The following is an 11,517-nucleotide window of genomic DNA, read 5'->3' on the forward strand; positions in this document are numbered from 1 at the left end:
AGACCATCGACATGACCCAGACCGAGCTGGATTTCCAGCCTGGGGATGCGGACAAGGCGGGTGGACATGACAAGACCGAAGGCCAGCAGAGCGGTCATGTCAGGCAGTTGGTGCGCAATCCCCTTGTGGCAGTCGATGCAGGTGTTGGCCCCGCTTGCCAGGTTGGTGGAGTGCATCTGGGCGGCCCGACGCCCTTGCAGGGAGAAGTCCATGTACTCGAAGTTGTGGCAGTTGCGGCACTCCCGCGAATCCGTCTCCTTCATCCGCTGCCACTCCCGCTCGGCCATCTCCCGCCGGTGAGATTCAAACTTCTCGCGGGTATCCACCTTGCCGGTGATCATGCCCCACAGCTCCTTGGAGGCCTGCACCTTGCGGATGATCTTGTAGGTCCATTCGTGGGGTACGTGGCAATCCGGGCAGCTGGCCCGCACGCCGGAGCGGTTGGCGTAGTGGATGGTGTCGCGGTACTCCACGAACACGTTGTCCTTCATCTCGTGGCAACCGGTGCAGAAGGCCTCGGTGTTGGACGCTTCCATGGCGGTGTTGAACCCGCCCCAGAAGATGACGCCACCGAAGAAGCCCATCAGCAGGATGACCCAGAGGGCCGCCTTCGACGGTGACTTGAAGGTGGTCCACAGACGCTTCACAAAGCCGGGTAATTTCATCTATGGGCTCCTCAGTTCAGCGCTTCAACCGGTTTGAAGGTATTGTTCACCAGCGGCTTGGCGTCCGCTTGCGGCACGTGGCACTGCAGACAGAAGTAGCGACGCGGCGAGACTTCGCCCAGGGTCATGCCGTCGCGGGTCTCGAAGTGGGTGGGGCTTATCTTGGGGGCCTTCATGGCACTGGCGTTCTTGAAGCTGTGACAGGCCAGGCACTTGTTGACCTTGTTGTCCACTTCATAGTTGCGGGTGTCGTGGGGGATCAGCGGAGGCTGGTGCATGTACTGGCGATCGTAGAGGTCGCCATCCTTGCGAAAGTTCTTCAGAGGGGCCGCGTCGGCATCCGTCACCAGATCCGTGCTTCCCCGCTCCGACTTGATGCCCCCCGTGCTGTTGGTGATCTCGGGGACGGCCGCCATCAAGGAACCCGCCATCAGGCAGGCCAGCATTGCTCCAATCAGCTTCTTCATTATGTGTTCTCCGACGTTTTCTCTGCCTTGACGGCAAAACCTACAGTGATTTCAAAAACTTGCTCCGCGCAGACATCGATGCAACGGCCGCAGTTGGTACACTCCTGAGCCGCAATCAAGGGCCCGTGACCACGCCTGGCACCGTGAACGGGGCCGCGCAGGATGGGACGCTCCGGGCAGACCGCATAACAATCCATACAGTTGCTGCACCGCTCGCGCCCCGAGGCTGCAATCTTGATGAACCCGACCCGGTTGACCAGGGCATAGAAGGCCCCCACCGGACAGAGGTGGCCGCACCAGCCCCGCTCCACCACAAAAAGGTCGAACAGGAACAGCACCGCCAGCAGGCCCCAGCCTGCCCCCATACCGAACAGCAGGCCGCGCAGGGTGAGCGACACCGGGTTGACCAGCTCCCACACCAGCACGCCTGTCATGGCCGGCGCCACCAGCACCATGGCCAGCAGCCAGTAGCGGGTAGCGCGGTTGAACTGACCATTGCCCTTGAGCCCGAGCCGCCCCCTGAGCCAGGCGGCGGCATCGGTGACCAGGTTGACCGGACAGACCCAGGAGCAGAACACCCGCCCCCCGACCAGCCAGTAACCCGCGAGCACCAGCCCGGCCCCGAGCCACAGGGTGGGGATGGGCCACTGGCCCGCCGCCACCGACTGCAACAGGGTCAGGGGATCCGTGAGGGGCACCGTCTCCAGCAGCAGGGAGCTGGAGAGGTTGCCCTTGAGGATCCAGATGCCCGCGAGCGGCCCCAGCAGGAACAGCCCCAGCACCCCGAACTGGCAAAGCCGGCGCAGCAGCAGGAAGCGGTGGGCACGCCACCACCCCAGCCTGGCCGTGGCCTCGGCCCCTGGATACCGACTCATAGACCCTCCGGTTTGCGGGTCGGCAGGGTGAGCCTGTCGCCGATGAGCGATTTGCCCGCCTTCGCCTTCTCTTCCCAGCCGAGCCGGTAGTGGTGGCCAATCTCTCCCTTGGCGAGCTGGCGAGGCACCACCTTGATGGCCGCCGCCTCCAGCACGCAGGCGTGCTCGCACTTGCCGCAGCCGGTGCAGAGATCGCTGTGCACCGTGGGCAGGAACATGGCGTGCTTGCCGGTGCGCGGGTTATGTTGCAGCTCCAGGGTAATGGCCTTGTCGATGAGGGGACAGACCCGGTAGCAGACGTCGCAGCGCAGCCCCAGGTAGTTGAGGCAGGTCTCGTGATCGATGAGCACCGCCACCCCCATCCGCGCCTGATCGATGTCGGTCATGGCCCTATCCAGCGCCCCGCTCGGGCAGGCCACCACGCAGGGGATGTCGTCACACATCTCGCACGGGACGGCGCGCGCCTTGAAGTAGGGGGTGCCGGTGGTCACGGGTTCAAACAGCCGGGCGAGCTTGAGGGTGTCGTAGGGGCATGCCTCGACGCAGAGCCCGCAGCGCACGCAGGCGCCGAGAAACTCGGCCTCGTCGAGGGCGGCCGGCGGGCGCAGCGCCTGGGCAGGCAAAGCCTGCACCTGCTGGCGCGCCACGCCGCCGAGCCCCACGCCAAGCAGGCCCACACCGCAGGCCCCCTTGGCCATGTCGGCCAGAAACTGGCGCCGACTACGACTCATCTCGCGCTCCCCCGCCTCAGGCCTTCATGACCTTGACGGCGCACTTCTTGTAATCCGTCTCCTTGGAGAGCGGATCCGTGGCGTCCAGGGTCAGCTTGTTGACCAGCTGGCTCGCATCGAAGAAGGGCATGAACACCAGTCCCTTGGGCGGACGGTTGCGGCCGCGGGTCTCGACCCGGGTCTTCACCTCGCCCCGGCGGGAGGAGACGATCACCTCTTCACCACGGCGCACGCCACGGGCCTTGGCATCTTCCGGGTGCATGAACAGCACCGCATCCGGGAAGGCGCGATAGAGCTCGGGCACGCGACGGGTCATGGTGCCGGTGTGCCAGTGCTCCAGCACGCGACCGGTGGAGAGCCACATGTCGTACTCTTTGTCCGGAGCTTCGGCAGCCGGCTCATAGGGCAGCGCGAAGATCACCGCCTTGCCATCGGGCTTGCCGTAGAAGCGCACCCCCTCCCCCGCTTTCACGTAAGGGTCGAACCCTTCGCGATAGCGCCACAGGGTCTCCTTGCCGTCCACCACCGGCCAGCGCAGGCCACGGGCTTCGTGATACTGATCGAACGGCGCCAGATCGTGGCCATGGCCGCGACCGAAGGAGGCGTACTCCTCGAACAGCCCCTTCTGGACGTAGAAACCAAAGTGCTCGGCCTCGTCGTTCAGGGCCCCCTTGCTCTGCTCTTTCGGGAACTGGTTCACCTGGCCGTTGGCATAGAGCACGTCGAACAGGGTCTTGCCCTTCACTTCCGGCATCTTGGCAATCAACTCAGCCGGCCACACCTCTTCCACGGTGAAGCGTTTGGAGAATTCCATCAGCTGCCACAGGTCGGACTTGGCCCCTTCCGGTGCCTTCACCTGCTGGTGCCAGAACTGGGTGCGACGTTCGGCGTTGCCATAGGCCCCCTCTTTCTCCACCCACATGGCGGTGGGCAGGATGAGGTCGGCCGCCTGGGCGGTCACGGTCGGATAAGGGTCGGAGACCACGATGAAGTTGGCCGGGTTGCGATAACCGGGCAGCGCCTCTTCGTTCATGTTCGGGCCGGCCTGCATGTTGTTGTTGCACATCACCCAATAGGCGTTGAGCTTGCCGTCTTTCAGCATGCGGTTTTGCAGCACGGCGTGGTAGCCCACCTGCTCCGGGATGGTGCCTTCCGGCAGCTTCCAGATCTTCTCGGCGATGGCGCGGTGTTTGGGATCCGTGACCACCATGTCCGCCGGCAGACGGTGGGCGAAGGTACCCACTTCACGGGCGGTACCACAGGCGGAGGGCTGGCCGGTCAGGGAGAAGGGGCCGGAGCCCGGCTGGGAGATCTTGCCGGTCAGCAGGTGGATGTTGTAGCAGAGGTTGTTGGCCCAGACGCCACGGGTGTGCTGGTTGAACCCCATGGTCCAGTAGGAGACCACCTTCTTGTCCGGATCCGCATAGATCTGGGCCAGCTTCTCGAGCTTGTCCTTGGGCACGCCGGAGAGCTTGGAGACGGACTCCAGATCGTAATCCGCCACGAACTTGGCGAAGTCCTCGAAGCTCATGGGGGTGGAGTCGCCACTGTCCGGGTTCTTGGCCTTTTGCTGCAGCGGGTTGGTGGGACGCAGGCCGTAGCCGATGTCGGTCACTCCTTTGCGGAACTGGGTGTGCTTGTTGACGAACTCCCAGTTCACCTTGTCGTTCTGGATGATGTAGTTGGCGATGTAGTTGAGGATCGCCAAATCGGTCTGGGGGGTGAACACCAGCCCGTTGTCCGCCAGCTCGAAGCTGCGGTGCTCGAAAGTGGAGAGCACGTGCACCTGCACATCCTGGTGGGACAGACGGCGATCGGAGATGCGCGACCAGAGGATGGGGTGCATCTCGGCCATGTTGGAGCCCCACAGCACGAAGGCGTCGGCCTGCTCGATGTCGTCGTAGCAGCCCATGGGTTCATCCATGCCGAAGGTACGCATGAAGCCCACTACCGCGGAGGCCATGCAGTGACGGGCATTGGGATCCAGGTTGTTGGAGCGCAGGCCTGCCTTCATCAGCTTGGCGGCGGCATAGCCTTCCCAGACGGTCCACTGGCCGGAGCCGAACATGCCGACGGCGGTCGGGCCCTTCTCTTTCAGGGTCGCCTTGAACTTCTCGGCCATGATGTCGAAGGCCTGATCCCAACTGATGGGGGCGAAGTTGCCGTTCTTGTCGAACTTGCCGTTCGTCATGCGCAGCATGGGCTGAGTCAGGCGATCCTCCCCGTACATGATCTTGGAGAGGAAGTAGCCCTTGATGCAGTTCAGGCCACGGTTGACCGGTGCATCGGGATCCCCCTGGGTCGCCACGACGCGGCCAGCCTGGGAGCCCACCAGCACGGAGCAGCCGGTCCCGCAGAAGCGGCACGGCGCCTTGTCCCAGGTGATGGCGGTCTTGTCGGTACTGGTGATCAGGTTCGCCGCCAGAGTGGGGGCACTGACACCGGCCACGGCAGCGGCTGCCGCCACCGCATTGGCCTTCATAAAGTCGCGTCGACTCAGCTTCATGACATATCCTCGCATTGCTTAATCACATCAATGACAGCCATTGTGACGAGCCGCGCTGGCTCAGCTCCATGGCGCTTTATTCCTTTGCTCTGGGCTTTTCGTTCATCGAACGCAGACAACAGACCCGGCATCCCGTGTATTACCCGTGGCGGTCAGCGAACGACTCTTGCGCTTCTGCCGCATGACGCCTTATTCCCCATCTTCGGCGTCCATTTCATCGAACTGGTGGTAGATCAGGGCCGCAGAGAGCACCCCGGGCAACCCCTGAATGGTGTCGATGGCCGCCATGATGGGGCGCTGGCTCGGCCCCTCCAGGGTCACCACCAGCTTGCCCTCCTCGCTGACGGCGTGGATCTCGGCCCCATCCAGGGTCGCAATACGCTCTGCCAGGGCGTGGCGCAGATCGGGCTGGGTCAGCACCACCAGGCTGGATACATGGAACTCTTCTCGCGTCATATCACCGTTTTCCAACTTGTTCGTCTCTTGGGTCATCGCGAAGCCTCGCCACGAGACAGACCGATGCTGATGCTGCCCACCGGGCAATCCGCCACGCAGGCCCCGCAGCCATTGCACGACTCGGCATGGATGCTGGGGGTGGGTACGCGCCCCAGCCGGGGGGAAAAGCGGATGGCCTGCTGCTCGCAGCTGTCCTGACAGCGCTGGCAGAACACCTGGGCAGTGGCCAGACAGCCCGCCTCGATATGGGCCAAATACTCCCAGGGTGTCTGGGTTGTCGGCCTGAACACCGGCGCCTGACAGGCGCTGACGCACTCGGTGCAGAAGGTGCACTCGCCGCGGTGAAAATCCACCGTGGGGAAGCCCCCGTCTCCCTTGATCAGGATCTGCTCCGGACAGGCCGCCAGACAGTCGCCGCAGCGGGTACAGCCGGCCACGAACTCGTCCCAGGAGACGGACCAGGGCAACTGGATCCCGGCCTTGGGGGCGCTCAGGCGTCCCCGAAACAGGCCTCTGCGTGACAAGTTGACCCCGTCGGTCATATCGACTCCTCTTTTCGGGGACGGATGCCCCCGCGCGGATCCCGTGACTGGCATTTTCAATACCAATTATAAGCGTGGGTGTATATTGCGGCCCTGACAAGTCAGGGGATATACCACCAGGGAGATAAACAGGGGGGATTCTTGCGCTGGATCAAACCCTTGGCGCAATTAGACACAGCAGGGGCAAGGTAAATTACCCCTATGTGAGGATTGATAATTAATCGAAGGTTATTTGAGGTGCACGGCGGCTGTCAGCCGCCGATGGAGGCCAGGTGGGGGGTCATGCCTGCATTGCCTTCATGGAGGCGATGGGTGGCGGCCTTGCCGGTCAGCGCCTGGCGAATACGCCATTGCAGCGCCTCCTGCTGGCTGTCATCGGTGAGCAGATCCCGCAGTTCCACCCCGTTGTCGCCAAAGAGACACAGGTGCAGCTTGCCCTTGGAGGAGACCCGCAGCCGGTTGCAACCGGCGCAAAAATCCTTGCTGTAGGGCATGATGAGCCCCACCCCGCCCCTCGAGTCCGGATGCGTGAACACCTGGGCAGGGCCATCATCCAGGCCGCGCAGCTGCTGCACCCAGCCGCTCTCTTGCAGGCGCTGCTTGATGAGTTCACCGCTGGTATGGTGGTCGCGAAACAGGGCGTCCATCTCGCCGGTCTGCATCAGTTCGATGAAACGAAGCTCGATGGGTTTGTCGCGGATCCAGGCGAGGAATGTCTCGAGCTGATGATCATTGAGCCCCTTGAGCAGCACGGCGTTGATCTTGACCGACCGAAAACCGGCACTCAGGGCGGCGTCTATCCCCGCCATCACCTCCGCCAGCTTGTTCTCGCCGGTGATCTGGTGGAACTGGCGGGGATCCAGGCTGTCGACGCTGACGTTCAGGGCCGTCAGCCCCGCATCGAACCACTCGCGGGCACGCTCCTTGAGGCGATACCCGTTGGTGGTCATGGCCACCTTCTCGATGCCGGGGGTATTGGCCACGGTCTCGATGATGGCCGTGAAGTCGCGGCGCAGGGAGGGCTCGCCTCCGGTCAGACGCACCTTGCGCGTCCCCATGGCGGCAAACCCGGAGACGACGCGACGGATCTCCTCCAGGGAGAGGAAGGACTGGCGCCCCTCACCATCTCCTTTCGGCGGGTGATAGCCGTCCGGCAGACAGTAGGTACAGCGGAAATTGCAGACGTCGGTGACCGACAGACGCAAATAGTAAAAGCGACGGGAAAAACCATCTTCAAGTGGCAACATAAACACCTTTCCAAATACGGGAGGCCAGGGCATTTCTTTCCTGACCCTTTCAGCTCGAACATCGGCTGACGGCGATCTCCCCCTATCTCAATGACTTAGGCAAAATCGCTCGGAGTTCATCTAGTTTTTCGATGCTAGCACAACTTGGAGTACACTCCCATGCTACTTTGTGGGTCTTTGTGGGTGAAAAGGGAGCCGGTCGGCATGGGAAAATGGTTCAGAGTGCAGTCGGTCAGCAGCGCCATCGGTCGCTCCATGGTGCTGATCCTGTTCATGGCCAGCCTGATCGCCGTGGTGGCCATGGTCACCCTCTTCTATTCGGTTCCCGATGCCAAGGCCATCAACCTGTCGGGATCCCTGCGCATGCAGGCCTACCGCATGGCCTATGAAATCGAGAAGGATCAGGTCGTCCTCGGTCGGCTCGCCCAGTTTGAACAGACCCTTCATGCCCCCGAGCTGCAGGAGACCCAGCGCTGGATCACGCCCGCCTCCCTGCGCCGCACCTATGGTGAAGTCCTCTTGCAATGGCAAGTGATGCGCGAACACATCGAGAATGCCACCCCCAGCCGTTATACCGACAATACGGAACAGTTCGTCGCCGCCATCGATGACTTCGTCAACCAGATGCAGTACCACGTGGAGTTCAAGGTGCGCATGCTGGCCCTGGCAGAGGGGTTGGGTCTGCTCGCCATCATCACCATCGCCTGGTGCACGGTGCGCTTCACCCGCCAGCAGGTGGTGGCGCCCCTGAATCAGCTGGTCTATTGCGCACGCCAGATCCAGCGTCAGGAATTCGATCTCACCCTGCCCCCTCACTGTGAAAACGAGCTGGGAGAGCTGTCGGGGGCGTTCGCGACCATGGCCGACGAGCTTGGCAAACTCTACCGGGAGCTGGAGAGCAAGGTGGAGGAGAAAACGGCCAAGCTGCAACAGGCCAACGACACCCTCTCCTTCCTCTATTCCACCGCCCAGAAACTGCACGCGGCGCCCCTCAGCCGCCGCACCCTGCAAAAGCTGCTGGAGCGGGCCGCCGCCCACCAGCACATCGAGTACATCCGCCTCACCCGCTTCGAGCACAATGCGATGCCGGTCTACATCACAGGGCGAAAGGGGTGGCCGGGGGATCTGGACGCCGTGGTGAGTTTCTACCTGCAGATGGATGACGAGGAGTACGGCCGGCTCGACATGATAAGCGGCCACCCCATCGACGAGCGGCTGATGAAGAACTTCTCCATGTTGCTGGCCCAGGTGCTACACAAGGATCAGACCCTGCTGCAGCACCAGCGCCTGCTGCTGATGGAAGAACGCGCCGTCATCGCCCGTGAACTGCACGACTCCCTCGCCCAGGCCCTCTCCTACCTGAAGATCCAGGCCACTCTGCTCAAGCGCTCCTTCGCCAAGGGGGACAGGGCCAAGACCGAGGCAGCCATGGAGCAGATCGACGAGGGACTCAGCAATGCCTATACCCAGTTGCGCGAACTACTCGGCACCTTCCGCCTCAGCATCGGCGATGCCAACCTGGGTGAAGCCATCGCGGTCATGCTCGAGCAGCTCAAACCCCAGACGCACGCCGACATCAGGCTCCAGTACGGACTGACGGACACCGACCTTGAAGCGGGACAGCACATCCACATCCTGCAGCTGATCCGTGAGGCAGTGCTCAATGCCATCAAGCATGCCAGCGCGCGGCACATTGACGTTAGCTGTGAGACCCTGGCTGATGGTAACATCCAGGTTCAGATTGCAGACGATGGTGTTGGAATAAGGGGAGCAAGCTCGGCGGTGAATCACTACGGTCTCAGCATCATGAATGAACGCGCCAGCAAATTGCGCGGCCAGTTGACCATCAGTGAACCGCCCTCCGGGGGCACCCGCATACACCTGACCTTTCCCACCAGCCTAACAAGAGACGCCTGATGGACGAGATGAAATACAGTGTTCTGGTCGTGGATGACCACCCCCTGATGCGCAAGGGAATTGTGCAACTGCTGGAGTTGGAAGATAACATCGACGTGGTTGGCGAGGCCTCCAACGGCACCGACGCCGTGGCCATGGCCAAGGAGTCCGAACCGGACCTTATCCTGCTCGACCTCAACATGAAGGGGTTGTCAGGTCTCGATACCCTCAAGGCGCTGCGGGCCGAAGAGGTGACTTCCCGCGTGGTGATCCTGACCGTCTCTGACGCCCGCCAGGATGTGGTTGCCCTGCTCAAGGCCGGCGCCGACGGCTACCTGCTCAAGGATACCGAGCCAGACATGCTGCTGGCCCAGCTGGCGGACGTGATGACCGGCAAACAGATCCTGAGCGAGCCGCTGCGTCCCTACCTCGAGAACATCTACGAACTGGATCACCTGCAGCAGAAGCTGGAGAGCTTAACGCGTCGCGAAATGCAAATCCTGCGCGAAATTGCAAAGGGTCTCTCCAACAAACAGGTCGCCTCCGTGCTCCATATCTCCGAGGGAACCGTCAAGGTCCACGTCAAAAGCCTGCTGAAAAAGCTCGAGGCCCAAAGTCGCGTCGAAGCAGCCGTCATGTACCTGGAACAGCGCAACTGAGGTTCCGGCCTCCGCCAGCAAGGGGCCACCATCCGTGCCTCCTTGCTGGCCCCCTCTCCTCTTCCCCAAATGGCGCGGAACCCGGTGCTCTATTGAGTAGATGGATTATTATTTTCATGACATCGCACGGGAAGGAAACATCGACATGACCTTTGAGCAGATAGAGCTGGTCCAGAAAGCCTGGGGCAGGGTGAGCGCCCTGAACAACAGCTATGTCCAGGAGGTGTATGAAGAGCTGTTCAGATTGTCCCCCGAACTCAGGGCCCTCTTTCCCCCACATCAGGAGCTGCCCGTTGCCAAGGTGTCGGACACCCTGAACACCGTCATCACCAGCCTCTCCCAGCTGGATGCACTGGGTTTCATCATTCGCGATCTCGGCAGGCGTCACCAGCGATTCAACGTTCAACCCCACCAGTTTGCGCTGCTCAAACAGGCACTGACCCAGGTACTGGCACGGCGTCTCGGCAGTGGTTTTACCCCTGCACTGGCACAGGCCTGGTCGCAGATGTATGACGAAATAGCCGCCCTGATGCTGGATGGCATGACACAGCACACCGAATTCACAACCTGATCCCCTGGCCTTTGTCTCCAATCGCTGAATGGGTCTGTAACAGGCATTTTGCATGAATCAAATTTGCAATATGCGAAAATAGACTCATTCTGCACACAGGGTATGTTCGGCGCCCTAACACCTCACCTGAATCCCTTTCGCACTGCCTTGCCTGCATTCGCGACATCAAATCACAATAGATTGATTTTAAATGGATATTAAAAATAACCACGGGAAATGACTCACCCCTTCGCCACGCCACCTCTCTCTGGCACGGTCACTGCATTGTCACATTCAGCAATGACTGATTAGGAGGATGGAACATGAAACTTCAACAACTGGCACTGTTCCCCTTGCCGTCCCACATTCTGCCCGGCGGCAAGCTCCCCCTTCGCCTGTTCGAGCCGCGCCACCTGCAGATGCTCAAGGAGTCCTTCCTCGAGGATCGGGGTTTTGGCATCGTGATGGAAGAGACTACCAGCACGGGTACCTGCGGACGGATTCTCCCGGTCGGAACCCGCGTCAAGGTGACTGATTTTTATACCCTCAACGACGGTTTGCTCGGGGTCACCGTGCTCGGCCTTGAACGCTTCTGCATCCACGAGATGGAAACGGATGACGCAGGCCTCAGGCACGCCCAGGTCGAGCCACTGCCCAACTGGCCTAGTGCGGATTCTGATGTCAGCGACAACCAGCTGGTCAGCCGATTGAGAGAGGTCTTTGCACAATACCCGGAACTGGATGAGCTCTACCCGGACAAGCAGTTCGACGATGCAGCCTGGCTCTGCCAACGCTGGCTCGAGATCCTGCCCATGCCGATCTATGAAAAACAGATGTTGATTGCCAAACAGAACAGTGAAGCGGCGCGCCAGTTCTTGCGCCGACTGATCGCACAGTGAGTCAAAGAGTGAGTCAACGGTTGG

The 11,517-nt window shown here is 61.5% G+C and carries 11 protein-coding genes, 1 pseudogene and 1 riboswitch; of the genes and pseudogenes, 4 read left to right on the forward strand and 8 right to left on the reverse strand.

All coding sequences use genetic code 11. The features are described 5' to 3' along the window. Nucleotides 1–77 precede the first annotated feature (77 nt). The 8 genes and pseudogenes from AB5Y93_RS03440 to moaA form a co-directional block, all read right to left on the reverse strand. Nucleotides 78–665 (reverse strand): annotated as a pseudogene (locus tag AB5Y93_RS03440) (cytochrome c3 family protein); the annotation flags it as partial. A gap of 11 nt (nt 666–676) precedes the next feature. Next, nucleotides 677–1,132: a nitrate reductase cytochrome c-type subunit gene (locus AB5Y93_RS03445; RefSeq protein ID WP_041212738.1), complete on the reverse strand. Its 456-nt coding sequence runs from the start codon at nt 1,130–1,132 to the stop codon at nt 677–679. Beyond that, nucleotides 1,132–2,007 (reverse strand): quinol dehydrogenase ferredoxin subunit NapH, encoded by an 876-nt coding sequence (gene napH / locus AB5Y93_RS03450; protein ID WP_368228812.1) that lies wholly within the window; start codon nt 2,005–2,007, stop codon nt 1,132–1,134. Before napH ends, AB5Y93_RS03445 begins: the two co-directional genes overlap by 1 nt. Then, on the reverse strand, nt 2,004–2,738 hold the full coding sequence (gene napG, locus AB5Y93_RS03455; protein ID WP_368211495.1) for a ferredoxin-type protein NapG: 735 nt from the start codon (nt 2,736–2,738) through the stop codon (nt 2,004–2,006). Before napG ends, napH begins: the two co-directional genes overlap by 4 nt. A 16-nt stretch (nt 2,739–2,754) precedes the next feature. Next, nucleotides 2,755–5,244 carry a nitrate reductase catalytic subunit NapA gene (gene napA / locus AB5Y93_RS03460; RefSeq protein WP_010674155.1) on the reverse strand — a complete coding sequence of 830 codons (2,490 nt, stop codon included), beginning with the start codon at nt 5,242–5,244 and terminating at the stop codon, nt 2,755–2,757. A 189-nt stretch (nt 5,245–5,433) separates the two neighbouring features. Beyond that, nucleotides 5,434–5,736, reverse strand: a complete 303-nt coding sequence (locus tag AB5Y93_RS03465) for a chaperone NapD (RefSeq protein WP_010674154.1) — start codon at nt 5,734–5,736, stop codon at nt 5,434–5,436. Then, on the reverse strand, nt 5,733–6,242 hold the full coding sequence (gene napF / locus AB5Y93_RS03470; RefSeq protein ID WP_368228813.1) for a ferredoxin-type protein NapF: 510 nt from the start codon (nt 6,240–6,242) through the stop codon (nt 5,733–5,735). Before napF ends, AB5Y93_RS03465 begins: the two co-directional genes overlap by 4 nt. Nucleotides 6,243–6,493: 251 nt before the next feature. Further along, a complete protein-coding gene (moaA, locus tag AB5Y93_RS03475) occupies nt 6,494–7,489 on the reverse strand; it encodes a GTP 3',8-cyclase MoaA (RefSeq protein WP_010674152.1) in 996 nt (331 codons plus the stop codon). Further along, nucleotides 7,477–7,616, reverse strand: a riboswitch (molybdenum cofactor riboswitch). (Overlaps the previous gene by 13 nt.) 77 nt (nt 7,617–7,693) lie before the next feature. On the opposite strand from moaA, the gene narQ reads away from it, so the two are divergent. From narQ to AB5Y93_RS03495, 4 genes are all read left to right on the forward strand, one after another. After that, complete coding sequence (gene narQ / locus AB5Y93_RS03480) at nt 7,694–9,406, forward strand: nitrate/nitrite two-component system sensor histidine kinase NarQ (RefSeq protein ID WP_042882582.1); 1,713 nt, start codon at nt 7,694–7,696, stop codon at nt 9,404–9,406. Then, nucleotides 9,406–10,044 (forward strand): two-component system response regulator NarL, encoded by a 639-nt coding sequence (gene narL, locus AB5Y93_RS03485; protein ID WP_368228814.1) that lies wholly within the window; start codon nt 9,406–9,408, stop codon nt 10,042–10,044. The genes narQ and narL overlap by 1 nt, the downstream gene beginning before the upstream one ends. Before the next feature lie 145 nt (nt 10,045–10,189). Further along, the gene (locus AB5Y93_RS03490) at nt 10,190–10,615 is read left to right on the forward strand and encodes a globin domain-containing protein (RefSeq protein ID WP_039038868.1); all 426 of its coding nucleotides are present in this window, start codon (nt 10,190–10,192) and stop codon (nt 10,613–10,615) included. Nucleotides 10,616–10,917: 302 nt separating this feature from the next. Continuing rightward, entirely contained in the window at nt 10,918–11,493 is a 576-nt protein-coding gene (locus AB5Y93_RS03495) for an LON peptidase substrate-binding domain-containing protein (RefSeq protein WP_041212730.1), read from the forward strand. Nucleotides 11,494–11,517 lie beyond the last annotated feature (24 nt).

Source organism: Aeromonas sp. R10-1, from assembly GCF_040908465.1.
Taxonomy (GTDB): Bacteria; Pseudomonadota; Gammaproteobacteria; order Enterobacterales; family Aeromonadaceae; genus Aeromonas; species Aeromonas caviae.

Coding starts and splice junctions, on each gene's coding strand:
- napG (WP_368211495.1), bottom strand. CDS start 2,738: ATGAGTCGTAGTCGGCGCCAGTTTCTGGCCGACATGGCCAAGGGGGCC.
- AB5Y93_RS03465 (WP_010674154.1), bottom strand. CDS start 5,736: ATGACCCAAGAGACGAACAAGTTGGAAAACGGTGATATGACGCGAGAA.
- napF (WP_368228813.1), bottom strand. CDS start 6,242: ATGACCGACGGGGTCAACTTGTCACGCAGAGGCCTGTTTCGGGGACGC.
- AB5Y93_RS03490 (WP_039038868.1), top strand. CDS start 10,190: ATGACCTTTGAGCAGATAGAGCTGGTCCAGAAAGCCTGGGGCAGGGTG.
- AB5Y93_RS03445 (WP_041212738.1), bottom strand. CDS start 1,132: ATGAAGAAGCTGATTGGAGCAATGCTGGCCTGCCTGATGGCGGGTTCC.
- napH (WP_368228812.1), bottom strand. CDS start 2,007: ATGAGTCGGTATCCAGGGGCCGAGGCCACGGCCAGGCTGGGGTGGTGG.
- napA (WP_010674155.1), bottom strand. CDS start 5,244: ATGAAGCTGAGTCGACGCGACTTTATGAAGGCCAATGCGGTGGCGGCA.
- narQ (WP_042882582.1), top strand. CDS start 7,694: ATGGGAAAATGGTTCAGAGTGCAGTCGGTCAGCAGCGCCATCGGTCGC.
- moaA (WP_010674152.1), bottom strand. CDS start 7,489: ATGTTGCCACTTGAAGATGGTTTTTCCCGTCGCTTTTACTATTTGCGT.
- narL (WP_368228814.1), top strand. CDS start 9,406: ATGGACGAGATGAAATACAGTGTTCTGGTCGTGGATGACCACCCCCTG.
- AB5Y93_RS03495 (WP_041212730.1), top strand. CDS start 10,918: ATGAAACTTCAACAACTGGCACTGTTCCCCTTGCCGTCCCACATTCTG.